Here is a 19,865-nt window from a genome sequence, read left to right on the forward strand (position 1 = left end):
GAATTTTCTAAAAAATTAAAAAAATAAGCAATTCATGTGATAATGATGAATTGTGAGACTACTATGACATTTATCGAATTAAATCCATAAAAATGTCCACCAAACGTCCACAACGCAATTACTAAATATTAACATCGCACAAAAAAAGCACTAGCATATTCAAGAACAACAAACGTTGAACTCAAAATATATGCCAGTGCTGCTATTATTTATAACGTATCTAGTGCTTGTTTTAAATCATCCACTAAATCTTCAGTATCTTCAATACCTACAGAAATTCTTACAAGTCCGTCCGTAATACCTTCTTTAGCTCGAATATCTGCTGGAATAGATGCATGTGTCATCAATGCAGGTACTGAAATTAAACTTTCTACTGCACCTAAACTTTCAGCCAATGTGTAATACGATGTTGCTTTAATCAATTGTTTGGCACTTTCTGTATCTTCCACTTCAAATGCAATCACACCTGTATGGCCATCCGCTTGAGCCATATGGACATCATGATTTAAATGACTTTCAATACTTGGATGGAACACTTGTTGCACAGCTGGATGTGCTTGTAACATTTTAATAATTTCAATAACACTGCGATTAATTTGTTCCATACGTAAACCTAATGTTTTAATACCCCTCACAAGTAAATAGCTATCTTGAGGTCCTAAAATGCCACCTGTTGAATTTGAAATAAATGCTAAACGTTCTGCAAGCTTGTCATCCGATGTTGCAACTAAACCAGCAACGACATCACTATGTCCACCTAAATATTTCGTTGCAGAATGTAAGACAATATCGATGCCTAAATCTAATGGATTCTGATAATAAGGTGTCATAAATGTGTTATCAACGACTGAAATCAAACCGTGTTCTTTCGCAATTTCAGCAGACTTTTTAATGTCAGTAACACGTAATAATGGATTAGAAGGTGTTTCAATAAACAACATCTTTGTTGTTGGGCGTATCGCTTGTACAATTGAATCTGTATTCGTTGTATCTACAAAATCCACTTCAATGCCAAATCGTGTAAATACTTTTGTCAATGCGCGATAAGTACCGCCGTATACATCTGAATTTAAAATAATATGATCACCTTTGTCAAACAGCATAACAACTGCACTGATTGCTGCAACACCTGAACTAAATGCAAAGCCATGTTTGCCATTTTCTAATGCCGCAATAACGCTTTCTACAGAACTTCTTGTTGGATTCGCAGTACGAGAATATTCATATCCTTGACATAAATCACCAATATCATCTTGTAAATATGTACTTGTTTGATAAATTGGTGTTGTAACTGCACCTGTATAGTCGTCCGTTGTGTGTCCACCGTGAATTAATTTCGTTTTCTTATTCATAATCATTCTCCTCATAATTAAATATTTCCTTAGACATATATCGATCACTACCATCTGGAAATACGACAACAATCGTACCTTCAGATAATTGCGCTTTTAAATTCAATGCACCTTGTAATGCTGCACCTGAAGAACTGCCTACCAGTAATCCTTCATGCTTTGCCAAACTTTTGACATTTCGAAAGGCATCTTGGTCTTTAATCGTAAATATCCCATCTACAAGACTTCTTTCTAAAAATATCGGCCATTTCTCAGAACCGATACCTTCAGTGTCATGTGCATGAGCTGGCCCTCCATTTAACACGGACCCTTCTGGCTCAACGGCATAACATTGCACGTGATGTTGCTTTAAATAACGTGCGGTACCTGTAAATGTACCACCAGAGCCAATACCAGCCACAAAATAATCAATTTGCTGTAATGCAGAAGTCAATTCAGGTCCCAATGTATGAAAATATGTATCCGGATTATGTTCGGATTCAAATTGATTCATATAAACGGCACCATATTTTTCAGCATAGGAACGTGCAGCTAATTGTGCCCCATGCATACCTTCAGACTGACTCGTTCTTGAAACATCTGCACCAAGCGCTATCATAATATTAATCTTTTCTTCTGAAAAACCATACGGCGCAAAGATCTTACATTTCAAATGATGTCTATTTGCTGCAATAGCTAACCCTATGCCTGTATTGCCAGCAGTCGCTTCAACAATAGTTTGACCTGCACGCACACGCCCTTCTTGAATTGCCATCTCTACTAAATATTTCCCGAGTCTGTCTTTAACACTGCCTCCAGGATTCCATTGTTCAAGCTTGGCATAAATTTTAACTTTATCATCACTATAATGTTCTAACAGTACTAATGGTGTATTGCCAATTAAATCATAAGTAATCATAGATGCACCCTCATCTGACATGCCGATCAAATGAATGAAACCTTTCTTCATGTCTCAATTTTAATTCTTACTTTTCAGATAAGAATTAAAAACGACATTTTGTTATTTTGCAATTATCTAAGTTTCGATTAATTCAGAACCAGTACAAACTTTTCAATTCCAAACAAAAAAACACCTGAGCAACACAAATACTTGTGTGTCAGATGCTTCTATATATTAACTAAATAATTGCACGATAAAGACTAAAATAATAACGACAGGCATCGCATACTTAATTAAGTAATACCAACCACTGAATAATCTAAATCGATCTTTACCAAAATATTGTTGTAATAATTTTTTATCTAATAATTGTCCTACGACAAGCGTAGTACCTAATGCGCCTAATGGCATCAATACATTCGAAACGATGAAATCCATATTATCAAAAATCGTTCCCGCACCGAATCTTACATCTTTTAAGATACCAAAAGATAAGGTTGCTGGAATACTAATGATAAATACTAAAATACTACCGATCACTGCGACTTTTTTACGTTTTGTATTGTCATTCTTCGTGAAGTTAGAAACATTTAATTCTAATAAAGAAATAGATGACGTTAAAGCCGCAAATAAGAACAGCACTAAGAATCCCAAATAGAATAATGTGCCTAGATGCATTTGACTAAAGACCATTGGCAGTACTTTAAATAATAATCCAGGCCCTTCTTGTGGTTCATAGCCAAAACTATGTAACGCCGGAAATATAGCTAAGCCTGCCAATACAGATACAAAGATATTCATAACAACGATAGAAATAGCTGATGACTTAATCGTCATGTCTTTAGAGGCATAACTCGCATAAGTAATCATACCTGTAGTTCCTAATGATAACGTAAAGAATGATTGGCCTAGCGCAAACAAGATACCGTCAGCAGTAATCTCTGACACTCTTGGTTGTAAAATAAATTTCACACCTTCTAAGGCGCCATCTAATGTTAAAGACTTAATCACAATGATGATTAAAAAGACAAACAGCAACGGCATCATAACTTTCGATGCCTTTTCTAATCCTTTTTCAACACCTAACATGACAATAATCATCGTAGCGAATATGAATATACCTTGCCCTAGAACGGTTAACCAAGGATTTGATATTACCGCTTCAAAATTCATTTCTTGGAGATGATTGATGCGTTGAAATATAACTAATTGCCATAATACTTGTCCGATGTAAATGACAATCCAACCACCGATAACACTATAGAAGCCAAATAAAATAAACACTGCCAAATTACCGTTCCAGCCAATGATATTGAGCCATTTCTTGCCAGTTAATTTACTATATATTTGTGTTGTATACGTCCGTCCCATTTTCCCAACAGTGAATTCCATAATGAGTAATGGTAACCCAACAAAAATGGTGAATATTAAGAACATAGCTAGAAAGGCACCGCCGCCATAGATCCCTGCCATATATGGGAATTTCCACATGGCACCAAGACCGATTGCAGAACCCGCACTAGCTAAAATAAATCCAGTTGATGACTTCCATTGTGATTGTTGTCTTTTCATCATTCACATCTCCTTTAAAGCGTTAAAGCGTCTACGTGTTTAAGTAACACTCTAACATGTATGTAAATAACATGCAATACACCTGCATCAAAATTGTTTCATTAATACGGTAGCACCTGGGTTTATAATAATATAGTAAATCACTTGTAATGTGTTGTCATTACACTACATTAAAATTTCTGGTTCAACGCTGTATACGTGCGCCAACATCTCGCCACATAACAACTTCAGGTACAATGCCCATAACATTCCCACGACATTACAATACAAATCAACTTCAGGTACAATGCCCATAAAATTTCCACGACATCACACTACAAATTAACTTTAGCTAAGTTCCCTATACTATCACGCCACAAAAAACACTCAAATGACAAATATAATAACATCGTCACTCAAGTGTTAATTTTTAAAATCTTCAATTATGTTAAAGCATTGAAAAAGCGAATGACATTTTCTTCTAAAATATCTCTGCCTTCTCCATGTGTCATTAAATGATGCGAATCCTTCAGACCATTTAATTCTTTGTCTACTGATCCTAAATGTTCATAAATAAAGTGTGCACTTGTTTCATAGGATGGCGCATCTTTACCACCAAATAATATATTAGCTGGCATTTTAATAACATTTAAATTTGTCATGATATCATCAATAAAATGTTGAAACTTCGTAATTTCACCTTCATAATCATCAATTGCTGCTAATTGCGCACTCGATGCTTGCTGATCTAAATTTAAAATATTCGACATGCGTTGACTATAATAAACTAAATGTTCTATTAAGCCATTATCACTCTTTTCCTTTGGTGCTGACATGACAGCGATACGTTTCAACGGGTAGTGTTGCGCCAATTTTAATGTCATTAATCCACCTAAAGACACACCAGTTGCACTGATAGATTCATAACCTTCATTGACTAAAAATTGGTAAGCTTTCTCAACTTCTTCCCACCAATCATCTACATTATATGTCATGAAATCTTTCAACAATAAACCATGACCTGGATAATTCGGTGCATAACAACTAAATCCTTGGTCATTTAACTCAGCTGCAAGATGCTTCACATCCCGATTTGTACCTGTAAATGAATGTAATAATAATATCGCATGTCCATTTGTGCCTTTTAAATAAGATGGACTCGGTGTTTTAATTCTCATTTTTCTATATACCTCCACTATGTCTAAAGATGTTTGCTAAACGCGTTGTCGTCGATGATTAATAAAGTATGGGTATACCATTAAGAATAACGCTACCCAAATGATTGCTAGTGACGTGCCGCCAATAACATCTGAAAAGTAATGCGCATGAAAATAAAGGCGACAAAATAATATGCTAAGCCATAATATCCCCATAACCAGCGCACTCAACACTTTTGTTATTGTCTTAGCAGCAACTGAAATAATAATGATCATTAAGGCGAAATATAATAATGTGCTGGCGTTAGAATGTCCACTCGGAAATGAAAAGCCTGTATCAACGGCTAAATGATTATATGGTCTTGGACGTAAAACAGTATCTTTAATTAATTTGTTCATGATGACACCTGAAACCAAATATGTCACAAACCAAACCGCTAAATGCCTCTGTTTAATAAACAGTATGATTGTGACGATAATGGAAATCAACACGACACCTTTGACATCTCCAATTTCCGCACTAAACGTCATATAGTAATTAAACAAATTGTTAACATACTGACGTTGTGGCTCACCGAAATAATCTGTAAACCATGTTAATGATCCCATATCTAAATTTTTAAGCCATTCTTGGCTTGTCACTACACTGTAAAACATACCTATAAATACAATCAGCGCGATTAAAAATAAAGGCACTGTCATTTTCGGTGATGTTAATTTTTTATCTATCATCTTACAATCTCCTCGTATCATCATTTTCATTTTACAAATGTTATCCATAATATCAATGTGCCACAAATTTCACTTTACCGACAATATCAAAATTATAAAGTTCATATTGTTATGTATATTGCAAATAAAACATTGTATAATTGAAATAACAATATTTTGCTATTTTCAATTTAGTACGATCTATATTTATTATACAGAGGGGGTAAGGCGTATCAATAGAGTAATTTTTGTCTATATAGCGTTAATCATTACATTAGTTAGATTCTTTACCCCTATACATCCATCGTTTTCAAATTTGATTTACTGGATATTTGTATTATATTTTATTCCTATTATACTATGCGTTATCGGTTTCAAGGCCGAAAAACTTATTGCAACAATGGTTATTATACCTAATTTTTTAGGTATACTTTATCGATTATATGCCTACGTCACACATATACTCTTTATGTAAAAGGATAGTGGGCAGTCTCGCAACAAATATGCTTGCGTTGACTTGTCACCATTCGCAAATTTTATGCCATACGCCTTTCACGGGCTATATTCAGAGCCACATATTCTTCCAGATGATAAACACATCATATAATAGAAAAACAGCACACCCAAATATATGGCGTTGCGCTGTTTAACCGAGCATACTTCTATAGCTTTAATAAGCCTGCAGAAGCATACCTAACCTTCTTAAATATGCTTTTCCAAATTATCCTCAAGTTTGAATACGATAATACGTTCACCTGTAACTGTACTTAAATCACTATGGAAGCTCATCACTTTGATACCTGTAATTTTAAAAATGATATCATTCAAATCTTGCTCACCGGATTCAACTAATTCAGAACGTGTTCGTTTAATATTTAATAATCCTTCATTCGTACTACACACACGATATTCTGCTGGCGTTAAGATACCTTGCAAACTAATAATCACCATATCTCTTAAAATGTCTGATTTAACCGACAAGGAACCTCTGCCAAGGAAATCTTTTTCCCATTGCGTAATGGCTTTACTGATTTCAGCTTCGATTTCACCTTTCGTTCTTTTCATATCACTAACTCCAATAATATTAAAATTGATTACTTCATCTTTGTATCGTTATCACGACATCAACTATTACATTAAGTTTATCATTTTTAGTATATTTTAAGAAGCTAGAACATTGTAGATATGATGATATATTAGTTACTTAGCATCGCAACATTTCATCGTTAAATCCAACTTTTAAAACGCCCTTCCTCATTAACACTCATTAAACGCAGCCAATGATTAGACACCTTCCTAGCGAAATGCTCATTATTCGCGAGTAGTCTAGCTACAACATAGTCGGGTGCCTGAATAACGACAAGTAAACGAATAGGGGAATGATACATCGTTCGATCAGCAGCCATAACAGATTGCCATGATAAGCCATACATCAGATCACTCGCATTACCTTGCATGACACCAACACCTGACGTGACGGTTTGTGTCGCTTTATTCCCACTGCCGTAAAAATGCGGCGCAACTGTCGACGCATAATATTGTAAATTAATCCATTGTGCCACAAGTGCCGGACCAGAAATGATGGTATTTAACAATGTGCCATCTTTATCTTTACGCCAATCATAATTGTGTAAAAATGTCCGCCCTTCTAAATCAATGCCTTTTGTTAATTGGCGTCGTCCAATTATAAATGATGCATTTTTAGCCAAGCCCCATTCTGGACGTACTTCACTCCAATCACTCGCAAACCGCTGCGCTTCTTCCACTGGATGATTCACACGACCAATCGTTGGCAGTTTGTCCAAACGTTCGCGATTCGCGTGTTCAGAAATCATCGGCATAGCGTCATTCAATGATTCATATGCATCTAGAGCTAAAGCTGATAATGTGTCTGGCACATATACCCATGCCAACGTATCAGTAGACGTATGATGTTCTGCTGCCGCAAAAACAGTTGTCTCTGGAATATACACACCTGCTTGTTTTAATCCTTGTCTGACATTTGGACGATTACAAATCATCGCTAATAACTTAGCATTAAAACCGCTTGATGCACCACCACAAGCCCCACATTCGAGTGATGCATGATGTGGATTATTGTGAGAATGACTAGCATGACCTGCTAACACAACGAACGGCGCAAATGCTTCGGTTAAATCCATCAATTTCAACGCTTGTAACGCGAAATCAATTTGCTCTTGCTCAGTAAATCCAACAGGTAAGTCTGATGTTCTGTCAAACTCACGATCAATCGTTAACTTTGTTTCAGGTTTCTTCAACCATTTTTGTTTTATTTTCTGTAAAGACGCGCGACTTTTTCTAGGCATAATCGTATTGACAATGGTACTCAAGCTTAAAAATGGCCCACTTAATTCAGGCAATAACAGACTAGGCATGACATTATTTTTCATCAATTTAAATGTGTAAAACATCGATGACATTGTCTGTTGCTGTTGTCGATAAACATTCATATCGTAACGGTCTGCAAACTCTTTAATGCGATATGCCGGCGGTACCATGACAGGTAATGAATCATGTTTGAATTGTTCGTCTACGGCATCTTTTTGAATAGGTAATCCAAAGAAACCTGCAATACCAATCGTTTCAAATGGACCTGCTGCTTCGATATGTCTACGAAATGGTTCTGAACGAACATCTATACAAAATGCAATTTGCGCTTTCGTTGATGTGCCCACCTGATTTAGCTCGCTATTATTTTCATCAACTGCTTGTGTATCATTTAACGATACTGAATGTGACTGATTAGCGTTGTCATTTTCAGTAACATTTACTTGGTTTACATCTAATACGCCCGCCAAACTTTCATGACCTGCTTTAATTTTTTGTTTTAACTGAGATTCGTATGTCATTTCCCAGGCAATCAACCATAAATTTTTAAATACATTTTTATTCATAGTTGCTGCAAAATGAATAAACGTTTGAATTTCATTGACGTCATGTTGTAGTAATACATCGCTAGGCATATCACTGTAGTAACACCATGATGCAACAGTTTGCTTAAACCAATTTTCCGATCTACTTTCACAATCTTTAGTGACTGACTTAAACTCATCACCAACTAGCAATTGTTCGACAACTAACCGAATGGTCAAATAATCCGTTAACAAATGTTGTTCAAAGTGATGCTGTTGTGAGCGGTAGTATAACATACCTGCCCAACCCGGTAACGCCAAAAGATGTCCTTCAACATAAGCCTGGTAGTCTTCCTGCGCTATTGAAAAATGATTTAATACTGACTCTATCGTCATTTTAGGATCATTGGGTAAGTCTTTAATCACTTGGCGCTGTGCTTTAGTAAAACTATGGTCATGTTGCGCTAAATGCAACCATGCATGGTAAAAACTTTGTTCACGCTTCGGCATTGTCCAACTCGATAAAAATTGGTCGATATAAAGTTTCGTCCATTTAATCATTTGACGATTCACTTGTTCGCTAAGTGGCTCACCTTGTTCATCTATTATTGCATCACTCATCGGACGTACATCATAGTGATGATATGATTCAGCCATATCACGTTTTGATTTTTCTAATAGTAGATCAGCAACAACATCAACATTTGAATGATTCATATATGATGCAGGTACGTCTTTTAATGTTTTAATGTTATCAATATAAAGATTGATGTAGTGTTGCGGGATATTGTAGTGATGTTCAAGTAACATATCAGTAACAAGTTGATTAAAGACACTTTCGTCTAATTCACCACGTGCCACAGCACTTTCTATTAATGCTTTATTTGGGAAAATATCCACATCTCGAACATCACGTAACCATTTTGCGACATCTTCAAATGTATCCGCTTCTAATCCTTCCCATGGATTTCGTGCTGCAAAAATCGAAATCGGTGATAATGGTGTAATAACACGTTTCGCATTTTCAATGACTGAATTGATATTTAACTGTGTTGTCATACCTTTCACCTCCTATAAATACTTCTTCAAATAATTCGGATGACTTTCTATCGCTTTCGAGCGTGCTTCACCTAGATTAACTAACCACACGTACAATACCGCAAAAGCCTTAGAGTATCGATGACGCGCCACCCAGATACTTAATAAACTACCAAAGATTAAAATGACAACACTAATGATGACACTAATTGTAGGCGGTGTTGTCGCATGTGTTGTTATATTTTGTAATACATCGTAAAAATAATTATGTGTGATGATGTAGATAAATGTCACAATTGAAATCAAAATCATGCCAACCAGACGTGCCATACGCCCTTTACTAAAGGCTACCATTTGATTCCAAGATACAAGTAATGACCATGCTAGAATGAGTGCACTTAACACTTCATATGCACTTCTGTCACTACTCATCCAAAACAGAAATGCCACGATAATAGCTAATACACGTCCCATGACAATCCAGCCATAAGCGTCTTTAGCAGATGCTTGTTTTGGAATATTGAATCGCTTCACGATAGAACCTGATTGTAAAAATAATGTTGCTTTAAAAATACCGTGCAATATTAAATGAATAATCGCTGCTGAATATACGCCCAATGCGCATTGAACTAACATAAAGCCCATTTGACTCATCGTAGAGCCCACTAATTGGCGTTTATAGTCAACTTGAACCAAACTTATGCCTGATCCTAACAATACTGAAATACTAGAAAGGATAAGTAATAATGATATCGCAAATCCATTATCAAATATCGGCGCAAAACGAGTTAGAATAACACCACCTGCATTCACAATTCCTGCATGCATAATTGCCGATACTGGCGTTGGTGCTGTTACAGATTCAATCAACCATCGATGAAAAGGAAATTGTGCTGCCGGTATCATGACAGCTAATACAAGTAGTACATTCGTCAACAATGACCATGTCGGATGCGCTATATGTTGTGATACCCGCCACTCGCCAGTTGCAATATAAATAGATACAATTGCTCCAACGAATGCAAGCCAACCACATAAAAATGTCATGCTCGATAATTTCGCAGACTCACGTGGCACTTTCCAAAAACGATTAACGTTCATCAGCAATGTTAAACATAATAATGTCATACCCCAGCAGAGTGCCATCAATCTTAAGTCTTCAGACATCCATGCTAAAGATGCAAACGACGTAATCGCAGTGAACAATGGAAAGTAATGTCTATAATGATGATCACCTAGTAAATATCGCATTGAAAACTTTTGAATAATAAAGCCAAGCGCCATTACAAAGCCAGCTAATAACCAAGATAAACGATCTATTTTAAATGGACCTAAGACATGTTGACCATGAATACCGAAAAAGCCAATTACTGCAAATAAGACTGGCATGACTAGTATGTATAAATGTAATTTAATATATCTCATTGGCATAACTGGTGCTAAAAACAACAAGCCACTTATCAATGCAATGATAAGCGCAATAACAAACAGTGAAAATAGCAATTGAAAACTTAACACTGCATAACCTCCTTATTTCTAATCTCTCGCATAATGCTTATGTATAAAAATAAAAACCTACAATAGTAGATTCTGTACATAATGGCAGAAAATTTACTATTGCAGGTTTCAGTTTAACTAGACACTGCACCATGGTATGTTGATATACCTTGTTACACTGTTCTCTTTAAGCGTGCTCCCATGCACATGTGTATATAAAATGTTACTTCTGTCTGTTCAATTCATCATGATCCAATGCCTTGCCTAGACGAGACCTAACGTGTTATTCGTTTTAAACTTATAACATAAAATATAATTAAATTTCTGCTTCATGTCAAATTCATGAGCTTAACCTCTATTAAACCAATGATTGTAAAGATTTTGTAAATGCACCTGTACAGTTAGGCAGTATTTCCCGTCCTTTTAAAATAAAAAATTCGCAGTTATGATCATAACAATTCAAGTTAGGAAAAAAATCAATTACGCACAAGATAACTATGTACAATGAAGTTAACTCATAAGCAAAGGAGGTAATCTTAATGGGTATCATCGCTGGCATCATTAAAGTTATCAAAAGCTTAATCGAACAATTCACTGGTAAATAAGTTTTCATAACAAACAAAGGAGGTCTTTCACATGGGTATCATTGCAGGAATCATTAAATTCATTAAAGGATTAATTGAGAAATTCACTGGTAAGTAAGTTATAAAAATATCATAGATATGAACATCTTATTTGAAGGGGGCCATTCACATGGAATTCGTAGCAAAATTATTCAAATTCTTTAAAGATTTACTTGGTAAATTTTTAGGTAACAACTAAATCTCAAACATTAACGATCAACAACTCATCACTATGTTAAATCAACATACAGGAGGACAAAACGATGGCTATTGTAGGTACTATCATTAAAATCATCAAAGCAATTATCGACATTTTCGCAAAATAATTTAAGCGAATTGAATACTTAAAATTCTCAGGCCACTATACCAATAGGGATGGTGGCTTTGCTTTGTGTTGATTTATTGATATGAGGTGAGTCTGGGTAATTTGTTGCAAATAAATGGTCTTGGTATTTTTTGTATAGGATGTTCTTAGTGGGACGTACAGAATATTCGTGATCTTTGTAGTCTGACGCGTTATATTTTTGTGGCGTGTTTTATGTTTGATACTCGAGGTCTGAGAAATTCATGATTTGGCGTGCTAAATCTTAATGATCTTCTTGATCTAGCGCAAGATATATTGGCCGCGTGCAGAATTTCGTTGCACGTTTAGTCTGAAACACTCGTGTGACCGTAAGCAGTAATAGTACATTGATAGCTGCAATTACTTCACTCATTTTTATGACCGTTAAACAATAATTGTACTTTCAATTAACAGTTGGTACGATGGTTTTATCATTTTTCATCAACGCAAATATAAAAAGGACTAAGACACATACATGTCCTAGCCCTATGGATAAAATGCAAATTTCTGCTTTATCAAAACTATCACACTTTAGATAGATTGAAAACAAAAAGATCCTAAGAACATCTTAACTTTTTATTAATTGTCATAAATTGCAAACAATTAAGCCACAATTTAAAAATGATTACACTTCATTCAACTTAGCGTGCTGGTCTAATTTGCCATTGATATGGATCTTCAAATTGTTGCCAATCTGCATCAATTTCTTGCGCATTGACTAAGCATGCATCGAGTTCTTTTGTTAATTTTTCTTCATCTAAGTCGGTACCAATAATGACAAATTGTGTATGACGATCGCCATATTCTGGATCCCATTCAGCTGCGACATCTTGACGTTCTGCTAATATTTGTGTTTGTTGCGCTTCAGACATACTAGCCACCCAATATGTAACTGGATGAATATTGCAAGATGATCCTGCTTGAGATAATAGACATGCTACATGATTGTATTGTGCTAGCCATACGATACCTTTTGATCGAACGACATTATTTGGCATGCTTTCTAACCAATCATTGAACCTTTTAGCATGGAAAGGTAGACGACGTTTATATACAAACGATGATATACCATATTCTTCTGTTTCAGGTGTATGCGATGCATGCCCACCAGACTCAAGTTCTTTGATCCATCCTGCTGACTCGCTCGCTTTTTCAAAATCAAAACGCTGCGTATTTAAAACTTCTTTTAAATCTACTTCAGAATTTGTTGTCTTAATGATTTTAGCAGTCGGTTGCAATGCACTTAACACTTTTTCTAACTTCGCAAGTTCTTCTTCACTAATTAAATCTATTTTATTAATAATCAATACATCACAAAATTCAACTTGGTCAATTAATAAATCAGCAATCGAACGTTCATCTGTTTCATCAACGCTTTGATCACGATCCATCAATAAATCTTCTGAGTTAATGTCATGTACGAAGCGGTTAGCATCCACAACTGTAACCATTGTATCTAAACGGCAAATCGCTGTAAGATCAATGCCAAGTTCATCATCAATATATGAGAAAGTTTGTGCAACAGGTACTGGCTCTGAAATCCCTGTTGACTCAATAACAATTTGATCGATGCCACCTTTTTTCACTAAACGCTCAACTTCTTTTAATAAATCGTCTCTAAGTGTACAACAGATACAACCATTAGAAAGTTCGACTAATTTTTCATCTGTACGCGACAGTCCCCCACCATCTGCGACAAGATCTTTATCGATATTAACTTCACTCATATCATTTACAATTACTGCGATACGTCGACCTTCACGATTTTGTAAAATATGATTTAACAACGTTGTCTTCCCCGAGCCTAAATAACCACTTAATACCGTAACTGGAATTTTAGCCATATATATACCCTCACTTCAATTTATTTGTTTCGTTCATTTGCAAATAGGAATAATTACGTTTTACATTATATAGGAGCATTTCCTCTTTCGCAATCTTCGATAATAAAAAAATAGTATACTTAATTAAATTATTGAGCGCTTTACTTTATAATGGAGACAAAGATATATCTCACGAAAGAGAATCGAGGTGTATAAACATGTTATTTGTCATTTTAGTTTTATATGTCATTGGCATTGCATTTATTCTACTAAGTGTTTTTGGTTCTAAGACGGAAGGTTTATCTACGAAACATACTTTATATACAATTGGTAGTGCCATTATAACGATTGCTATTTTCATTTCAATTGGCTATGCCATTCAATACTTAACTGCAGCGCTTTATGGTTTGTAAGGTGAAGATGATTTATGGCGGGTAGTTCCAGAGAGGTTAACTTGCGTTGATTTTGATAAAGTGATCATAGCTTTTGGTACTTGAGGATTTTGTTGTTGCTGTTTGGAATGTGGATATGTTTAATACGGGACAGTAATTTAAGTTGTGTTTTTACAATTGTGAGTGTGATATTTCGATTCGGTTCGAATCACTTTACATGGGAATAAATTAAAAAGAAGCGGCCTAGTGTCAGTTGTGAATATACTGAACATTGGTCGCTTTATTTAGTAGTATGATATGTAGTTTAGCTATTAATTTTTTTCAAATCATCCTTAATACTGTCTATCTCAGACATGGCACTTTTAACCCACTCTCCTTGAGCTGCGCCCTTAAAATTAGCTTTAAAAGCTTCGCAATGTTGCGCCATTTGTTTAATTAATACTTTTTCTTCACCTTTTAATCCGTTTTCAATATCTTTGTATTTATGCTTATGTTCAGGTGCAATAACTGTGCGAATGTTTTTTTTTGAGCATCTTTTTTCCTTAACGAAATATCCGGTCCTATGTCTGGTACTATAGTCGGTTCTATGTCCGGTACTATATCCGGTCCTATAACTGGTCCTATCATTGGACTCATATAATCTCCTCCAAATTATCAATCACTTAGTTTATCTAACTGGTTTTCATAAGATTTTTTTAAGTCTTCTTTATATTCTTCTAATTTCCATTCTTGCTTTCTAATTATCTCATTGATTTCTTGCTCATACGCTTCTATATTTCTCGTCATTTTCCTTTGTGCATCTTCACTATAATTCATTTCGCGTTTCAAATATTGAAAAACATCATAACTACGTTCATTTTCTTTTCGAGCTCTATGCCTAAGTTCATTCAAATTTTGCAGTTCATTCTCTATACGTTTTTTCTCAGAATTATATGATTCTTCTAATTCATTTTTATTATTAATTTGATTAAACATCATAGTAATCCACCTATTTGAGATGCAAGCACTTGATCTTTATCAACGATTTCATTAATACTAAATCTAACTCTTAGAATATAATTTGATATAGAAGACCCTATCGTTGAAAGTTGCCTTTCATTTAGAGATATCATTTGTTCAGGATCTCCTACCATACTACTTTCATTCACTTGACCTTCATTTAAAGCTTCTAGCACTTCACTCACGGTTAAATCTTTACCTACAGCGTTCCCAGCTTTTTGCGCGTCTTCCCAATTTTTTTCAAATTTCTTTTTCTTTTCATTATACATTTTTTTGATTTGATTAATTTCATCCTCTATCAGTTGATTGAATGACTGTGCAATTGTTAAAGCTGTTAAACTTTCTAAAACTTTCTGTTGTGAAGAAGATAACCAACCACCATTTGTAGTCATCATATTGGCTCTAAGTAATTCTATACTAGCTAATTTAGACATAGCATTATTGGAATTTTTTACGAACGACTTATTATTTTCTTCTACATAACCTTGTACTTTTTTAAGTTCTTTTTTAATGGCTTTTTGTTCTTGTTCAGTTAAGAATCCATCCATTGAATGACCTTTACCATTCTTAAGAACTATATCATTACCAAAAAACATAAAATGCTTATATTTCTTCAGATTTTCTGTCAATTCATCATTTTCTGCAACAAACCTAGTAATATTACCTTTATAATTCTTATATAATTCTAATAAACGTTTTCCTTCCGGGGAATTAGGGTTCAAATTAAATATAGAAATAGGAGCTGGATTATAAACAACAATATTCGGAATACCATTACTCATTCCTAATATTACCGCTTCTCTACCACCTAGTGAATGCCCAGTAATAAAATCAATGTCATACTTATTTTTTATTTTTTTGATGAACTCTTGTGTTTCTTCATAATGTTTGCTTTTATCAGACGGAGGAGATATTCCAATTTCGAAATCGGAAATTAAATCCTTTTCAGTCTCATCTGAGTCTATTTTATCTTGTTTGTCTCCGTTTCCCGAATATCGCTTCGCAAGGGCATCCTTTTTGAAATTTGTACCAGTCATGCCAATAATTACTTTCCCAGTATCTTTGTTTAGGAAAGCTGATGCTGTCACACCGTACTTTTTATCTGTGTGACTATCTATATATTCAAGATTTGAAGGGAATTCATTAGTTACTTTTAATCTATCAAACTGCATTTGTAAATTATTTTTTGGCAATCCATTAAGATTAGCATTTTCAATTTCATATGATAATTTAGAAACTGCACTAGTTGTCTCAGTCTTATTATTTATAAGACTATGGTCTAAGCGAAATTTATTACTCATTGTTTTCCCCCTTCGAAGGGTTATAATTTAAAAAGTCACTGACAGAAATTTGGTTATCTTTTTGCCTTGAAAAGATATATTCCACTTTTTTATATCCTACCGAGCTACCTTTTATATCCCCATCTATATGAAATTTTAAAGTTGGCGATTCACTGGTTGTAATAGGATAAACATCTCTAAGTTTTTTTACATTACTATCACTATTTTCCATTTTGTACTCTGCTTCATAAAATGGCACATTTTCATTGCTCGATATTTTCCCATTTTGATAATTTTTCAAGTCTTTAAAATCTGCATATTGTCCAAAAAATTTAAAATTTTCTATTTTATGTTTAAGCTCTTCATCTTCTACTTTATCTAAAAGGACTATTTTATTATTTTTAAGCTCAACACGATAATCTTTCCTTTGCGGCATCTTATCCTCTTCATCGTAAGTTTTTCTTACAAAATAATATCCTTTAGCTGTCCGTGTATTTCTATTCAAATGTAGTACCATGCCTTCACTATCCAATTCACCTACTTTTTTACTTTTAGCAAAGTCTGAATATATCGTCCATGTACCCTTGTCGTCCTTTTTAAACTCGCCATCACGATATCCTTCTTTGTCATATAAATCCTCGAGATTCTTAATTGGATACATATCTAACGTTTTCGCAAAACTCTTTTTGATTTGCTCTTCTTTTGAATTTGTTTTATTTGTTTGTGCTTCTTTTTTCTGTTCATCTTTCATATTTCCACATCCCCCAATAAAAATGATTAAAAGTAATACACTCATGTACAAAGCAATTTTTTTTATATACTCCATCATTTCACATCTCTCTGCTTTAATTTTATAAACATTTGAATATTTCATACAACTTAATAAAATAGTGATTATTACACTTTTATGTTATCAAACAAAACTAACTTATTCAATTTAATACATGTAATTCATTTAACTTTATTATTAAATGTTCTAACGTTATTTTTTATATTAGTAATTATATTTATCCTCGCTTGGATTAAAGTAGACACTATCTGTGAAGTAAATGTTTTCTTTCTTATTTTCAACAAAGGTAAATTCAATATTTTTATATCCAACTGATGAGCCTTTTAAATTACCTGAACCCTTCAATAATAATTTAGGCGCCTTTTTCGTCGGTATATTATATCGCTTACGTAGTTGTTCTACATTATAATCACTATTTTTCAATTGATATTGTGCAGAGTATATTGGTGCTTCTGGGTTATATGTCACTTCTCCGTCTTTATAGTTTTCCAATTCTTTGAAATTCCCGTATTGTACAAAGAATTTAAATTCTTCAATTTCTTTTTTTACTTTTTCATCATCAATTGGTTTTAATGGAATGATTTTATTATTTTCAATTTTGACTGGATATTTTCGTTCATCACTATATACCTTGCCCTCACTGTCTTCTTTAACTATCCTTACAAAATATTCACCAGTGCATATTCTACTATTTCTATTTAAACGTATGACCATACCTTTGGATACCATATTTTCATTTTTCAGTTCTGTTGTCATTTCAGATCTAATAACCCATGTACCTTTGTCACCCTTTTTAAATTCGCCATCTCGATATCCTTCTTTGTCATAAAAATCTTCTAGATTTTTCGTAGGGTATACATCTAATGTTTTCACAAAGCTCTTTTTGATCTGTGTTTCTTTCGAATCTCCAGTGATCTTATTACTTTCGCATCCTGCCATTAATACGATTAAAATTAATATAAATATGTATAATTTCTGAAAACACTTCATCTTGTCACATCTCTTTGCACATTTTTTGATATTTGATCATTTCATCAAACCACACATTGTAATTTAACTTTACTTACTTGGTATGAATTCAACACTATCGTTAAAATAAATATTCTCACCTTTTCTTTCAACAAAAGTAAATTCAATATCGTTTTGACCAACTGAGGAATCTTTTAAATCTCCTCCACCTTTCAAAAGTAACTTCGGTGCTTCTTTTGTTGAAATCTCATATCTTTTAAGTAGTTGCCTTACATTGTAATCGTCATTTTGCAATTGATATTTAGCAGAATAAATTGGTGCTTCTGGATTATATGAAAACTCACCATTGTTGTATTTTTCGAAATTTTTAAAATTTCCATATTGAACAAAAAACTTGAAGTTTTCAATTTCTTTTTTTATTTTTTCATCATTAATTTGTTCAGTAGGAATAATTTTATTCCCTACCATTTTCACTTCGTATTTTTCCTCCTTATCTTTATTTACATGATTGTTTTTTTCACTTATTTCTTTCAAAACAAAGAAACCTTTGGCTGTTTTGGTATTTCTATTAATATATAATTGCATACCTCTTGTTTTCATCACTTTGCCCTTTGGCTGTTTAACTATTTCAGATCTAATTAGCCAAGTACCTTTATCATCTTTTTTAAATTCTCCATCTCGATATCCCTCTTTGTCATAAAAGTCTTCTAGATTTTCAGTAGGGTACATATCTAACGTTTTCGCAAAACTCTTTTTAATTTGTGCTTCTTTTGAATCTTCTTTTGGCTTTTCTGAAGTATCGCTTGATTTATCACAACCTATTATAAAAACACTCAAAACCATAACAATTATGTACAGTACAACTCTTTTTAAATATCTCATCATTTCACACCCTAATATTTAATTATCAATACTATTTTTTCGCTGGCTTATAACTTAAATAATCAATGACTGAAATATCCCTATCTTCTTTTGAAAAGTCTATTTCTAACCTTTTATATCCAACAGAACTACCTTTTAAGTCCCCGTCAATATGCATTTTTAACATTGGAGCTTTATCAGTAGGAATGTTATAACGACTTCTTAATTGCTTAACATTTTCATCTTTATTGCTCATTTTATATTCCACGTCATAACTTGGAACATTCCAATTTATTGACACGTCGCCATTGTTGTAATTTTCCAAATCCTTAAAATTTGCATATTGTCCAAAAAACTTAAAATTTTCTATTCTTTCTTTAAGGTTTGGATCGTTTACCTTGTCTAATAAACTAATTTTATTGTTTTTCATTTCAACTTTATAATTTTTTCTATCTGAAAATTTATCCTTTTCATAAAATTTCTTAACAAAATAATATCCCTTAGCCGTTCGAGTATTTCTATCCAGATTTAAAACCATACCTTCATCATCCAATTCGTCTGATTTATTGCTTTTAGCAAAATCTGTATATATCGTCCACATCCCTTTATCGCCCTTTTTAAATTCCCCATCACGATATCCTTCTTTGTCTGGAAATGATAATTTAATAATGTACACTTTTGATTGTTTAAACATGTACAATTTTTAAAAACCTATAGATAATTTTA

Annotated in this window: 20 protein-coding genes and 3 pseudogenes; 6 read left to right on the plus strand and 17 right to left on the minus strand. The window is 33.8% G+C overall.

The annotated features are described in order from the left end of the window. Positions 1 to 209 precede the first annotated feature (209 nt). The 6 genes and pseudogenes from ACXQH5_RS11495 to ACXQH5_RS11520 form a co-directional block, all read right to left on the minus strand. A complete protein-coding gene (locus tag ACXQH5_RS11495; RefSeq protein ID WP_001036643.1) occupies positions 210 to 1,352 on the minus strand; it encodes a bifunctional cystathionine gamma-lyase/homocysteine desulfhydrase in 1,143 nt (380 codons plus the stop codon). After that, positions 1,345 to 2,250, minus strand: a complete 906-nt coding sequence (locus tag ACXQH5_RS11500; protein WP_000634111.1) for a PLP-dependent cysteine synthase family protein — start codon at positions 2,248 to 2,250, stop codon at positions 1,345 to 1,347. The genes ACXQH5_RS11495 and ACXQH5_RS11500 overlap by 8 nt, the downstream gene beginning before the upstream one ends. A 216-nt stretch (positions 2,251 to 2,466) precedes the next feature. Continuing rightward, on the minus strand, positions 2,467 to 3,804 hold the full coding sequence (locus tag ACXQH5_RS11505; RefSeq protein ID WP_000828722.1) for a sodium-dependent transporter: 1,338 nt from the start codon (positions 3,802 to 3,804) through the stop codon (positions 2,467 to 2,469). 165 nt (positions 3,805 to 3,969) lie between these two features. After that, positions 3,970 to 4,048: pseudogene (locus tag ACXQH5_RS11510) on the minus strand (hypothetical protein). A gap of 178 nt (positions 4,049 to 4,226) precedes the next feature. Next, positions 4,227 to 4,961: an alpha/beta hydrolase gene (locus tag ACXQH5_RS11515; RefSeq protein ID WP_001220814.1), complete on the minus strand. Its 735-nt coding sequence runs from the start codon at positions 4,959 to 4,961 to the stop codon at positions 4,227 to 4,229. A 36-nt stretch (positions 4,962 to 4,997) separates the two neighbouring features. Next, the gene (locus ACXQH5_RS11520) at positions 4,998 to 5,672 is read right to left on the minus strand and encodes a phosphatase PAP2 family protein (RefSeq protein ID WP_000565826.1); all 675 of its coding nucleotides are present in this window, start codon (positions 5,670 to 5,672) and stop codon (positions 4,998 to 5,000) included. A gap of 37 nt (positions 5,673 to 5,709) precedes the next feature. On the opposite strand from ACXQH5_RS11520, the gene ACXQH5_RS11525 reads away from it, so the two are divergent. Continuing rightward, a complete protein-coding gene (locus ACXQH5_RS11525; protein ID WP_001789536.1) occupies positions 5,710 to 6,126 on the plus strand; it encodes a hypothetical protein in 417 nt (138 codons plus the stop codon). Positions 6,127 to 6,353: 227 nt separating this feature from the next. Here the strand turns inward: ACXQH5_RS11525 and ACXQH5_RS11530 are convergent, their stop codons facing one another. From ACXQH5_RS11530 to ACXQH5_RS11540, 3 genes are all read right to left on the minus strand, one after another. Further along, positions 6,354 to 6,716, minus strand: coding sequence for a Na-translocating system protein MpsC family protein (locus ACXQH5_RS11530; protein WP_000831495.1), 363 nt, complete (start codon positions 6,714 to 6,716; stop codon positions 6,354 to 6,356). A gap of 161 nt (positions 6,717 to 6,877) precedes the next feature. Then, entirely contained in the window at positions 6,878 to 9,583 is a 2,706-nt protein-coding gene (locus tag ACXQH5_RS11535) for a DUF2309 domain-containing protein (RefSeq protein ID WP_000211537.1), read from the minus strand. Between the two features lie 12 nt (positions 9,584 to 9,595). Next, positions 9,596 to 11,080: an NADH dehydrogenase subunit 5 gene (locus ACXQH5_RS11540; protein ID WP_000948291.1), complete on the minus strand. Its 1,485-nt coding sequence runs from the start codon at positions 11,078 to 11,080 to the stop codon at positions 9,596 to 9,598. A gap of 518 nt (positions 11,081 to 11,598) precedes the next feature. Between ACXQH5_RS11540 and ACXQH5_RS11545 the strand changes: the two genes are divergently transcribed. The 4 genes from ACXQH5_RS11545 to ACXQH5_RS11560 all read left to right on the plus strand — a co-directional run bounded on the left by ACXQH5_RS11545 (position 11,599) and on the right by ACXQH5_RS11560 (position 12,008). After that, positions 11,599 to 11,664, plus strand: coding sequence for a phenol-soluble modulin PSM-alpha-1 (locus ACXQH5_RS11545; protein ID WP_014373781.1), 66 nt, complete (start codon positions 11,599 to 11,601; stop codon positions 11,662 to 11,664). A gap of 31 nt (positions 11,665 to 11,695) precedes the next feature. After that, positions 11,696 to 11,761 (plus strand): phenol-soluble modulin PSM-alpha-2, encoded by a 66-nt coding sequence (locus ACXQH5_RS11550; protein WP_014373780.1) that lies wholly within the window; start codon positions 11,696 to 11,698, stop codon positions 11,759 to 11,761. Positions 11,762 to 11,812: 51 nt separating this feature from the next. Further along, complete coding sequence (locus ACXQH5_RS11555; protein WP_014373779.1) at positions 11,813 to 11,881, plus strand: phenol-soluble modulin PSM-alpha-3; 69 nt, start codon at positions 11,813 to 11,815, stop codon at positions 11,879 to 11,881. A gap of 64 nt (positions 11,882 to 11,945) precedes the next feature. Beyond that, positions 11,946 to 12,008 (plus strand): phenol-soluble modulin PSM-alpha-4, encoded by a 63-nt coding sequence (locus tag ACXQH5_RS11560; protein WP_014532416.1) that lies wholly within the window; start codon positions 11,946 to 11,948, stop codon positions 12,006 to 12,008. 658 nt (positions 12,009 to 12,666) lie between these two features. On the opposite strand, the gene ACXQH5_RS11565 is transcribed toward ACXQH5_RS11560, so the two are convergent. Continuing rightward, entirely contained in the window at positions 12,667 to 13,869 is a 1,203-nt protein-coding gene (locus ACXQH5_RS11565; protein WP_001062989.1) for a GTP-binding protein, read from the minus strand. A 131-nt stretch (positions 13,870 to 14,000) separates the two neighbouring features. Here ACXQH5_RS11565 and ACXQH5_RS11570 point away from each other — a divergent pair, with 131 nt between their 5' ends. Beyond that, the gene (locus ACXQH5_RS11570) at positions 14,001 to 14,261 is read left to right on the plus strand and encodes a hypothetical protein (RefSeq protein ID WP_072433528.1); all 261 of its coding nucleotides are present in this window, start codon (positions 14,001 to 14,003) and stop codon (positions 14,259 to 14,261) included. Positions 14,262 to 14,544: 283 nt separating this feature from the next. Here ACXQH5_RS11570 and ACXQH5_RS11575 read toward each other — a convergent pair. From ACXQH5_RS11575 to ACXQH5_RS11605, 7 genes and pseudogenes are all read right to left on the minus strand, one after another. After that, positions 14,545 to 14,766, minus strand: a pseudogene (locus ACXQH5_RS11575) (hypothetical protein); the annotation flags it as partial. Positions 14,767 to 14,894: 128 nt separating this feature from the next. Further along, positions 14,895 to 15,218: a hypothetical protein gene (locus ACXQH5_RS11580; protein WP_000971501.1), complete on the minus strand. Its 324-nt coding sequence runs from the start codon at positions 15,216 to 15,218 to the stop codon at positions 14,895 to 14,897. Then, positions 15,215 to 16,540, minus strand: a complete 1,326-nt coding sequence (locus ACXQH5_RS11585; protein ID WP_000066174.1) for an alpha/beta hydrolase family protein — start codon at positions 16,538 to 16,540, stop codon at positions 15,215 to 15,217. Before ACXQH5_RS11585 ends, ACXQH5_RS11580 begins: the two co-directional genes overlap by 4 nt. Continuing rightward, complete coding sequence (locus tag ACXQH5_RS11590; RefSeq protein ID WP_000970843.1) at positions 16,533 to 17,348, minus strand: tandem-type lipoprotein; 816 nt, start codon at positions 17,346 to 17,348, stop codon at positions 16,533 to 16,535. The genes ACXQH5_RS11585 and ACXQH5_RS11590 overlap by 8 nt, the downstream gene beginning before the upstream one ends. A 165-nt stretch (positions 17,349 to 17,513) precedes the next feature. Next, positions 17,514 to 18,299: a tandem-type lipoprotein Lpl7 gene (gene lpl7, locus ACXQH5_RS11595; RefSeq protein WP_000649614.1), complete on the minus strand. Its 786-nt coding sequence runs from the start codon at positions 18,297 to 18,299 to the stop codon at positions 17,514 to 17,516. Positions 18,300 to 18,368: 69 nt separating this feature from the next. Continuing rightward, positions 18,369 to 19,160 carry a tandem-type lipoprotein gene (locus ACXQH5_RS11600; protein ID WP_001269766.1) on the minus strand — a complete coding sequence of 264 codons (792 nt, stop codon included), beginning with the start codon at positions 19,158 to 19,160 and terminating at the stop codon, positions 18,369 to 18,371. Positions 19,161 to 19,191: 31 nt separating this feature from the next. Then, a pseudogene (locus ACXQH5_RS11605) lies at positions 19,192 to 19,788 on the minus strand (tandem-type lipoprotein); the annotation flags it as partial. Positions 19,789 to 19,865: the final 77 nt, after the last annotated feature.

The organism is Staphylococcus sp. SA22 (genome assembly GCF_054165785.1).

Bases quoted from the DNA above. Each gene is read 5' to 3' on its own strand.
- ACXQH5_RS11515 (WP_001220814.1), bottom strand. From the start codon at position 4,961: ATGAGAATTAAAACACCGAGTCCATCTTATTTAAAAGGCACAAATGGA.
- ACXQH5_RS11585 (WP_000066174.1), bottom strand. From the start codon at position 16,540: ATGAGTAATAAATTTCGCTTAGACCATAGTCTTATAAATAATAAGACT.
- lpl7 (WP_000649614.1), bottom strand. From the start codon at position 18,299: ATGAAGTGTTTTCAGAAATTATACATATTTATATTAATTTTAATCGTA.
- ACXQH5_RS11565 (WP_001062989.1), bottom strand. From the start codon at position 13,869: ATGGCTAAAATTCCAGTTACGGTATTAAGTGGTTATTTAGGCTCGGGG.
- ACXQH5_RS11600 (WP_001269766.1), bottom strand. From the start codon at position 19,160: ATGAGATATTTAAAAAGAGTTGTACTGTACATAATTGTTATGGTTTTG.
- ACXQH5_RS11520 (WP_000565826.1), bottom strand. From the start codon at position 5,672: ATGATAGATAAAAAATTAACATCACCGAAAATGACAGTGCCTTTATTT.
- ACXQH5_RS11590 (WP_000970843.1), bottom strand. From the start codon at position 17,348: ATGATGGAGTATATAAAAAAAATTGCTTTGTACATGAGTGTATTACTT.
- ACXQH5_RS11500 (WP_000634111.1), bottom strand. From the start codon at position 2,250: ATGATTACTTATGATTTAATTGGCAATACACCATTAGTACTGTTAGAA.
- ACXQH5_RS11535 (WP_000211537.1), bottom strand. From the start codon at position 9,583: ATGACAACACAGTTAAATATCAATTCAGTCATTGAAAATGCGAAACGT.
- ACXQH5_RS11525 (WP_001789536.1), top strand. From the start codon at position 5,710: ATGTTATCCATAATATCAATGTGCCACAAATTTCACTTTACCGACAAT.
- ACXQH5_RS11530 (WP_000831495.1), bottom strand. From the start codon at position 6,716: ATGAAAAGAACGAAAGGTGAAATCGAAGCTGAAATCAGTAAAGCCATT.
- ACXQH5_RS11505 (WP_000828722.1), bottom strand. From the start codon at position 3,804: ATGAAAAGACAACAATCACAATGGAAGTCATCAACTGGATTTATTTTA.
- ACXQH5_RS11495 (WP_001036643.1), bottom strand. From the start codon at position 1,352: ATGAATAAGAAAACGAAATTAATTCACGGTGGACACACAACGGACGAC.
- ACXQH5_RS11580 (WP_000971501.1), bottom strand. From the start codon at position 15,218: ATGATGTTTAATCAAATTAATAATAAAAATGAATTAGAAGAATCATAT.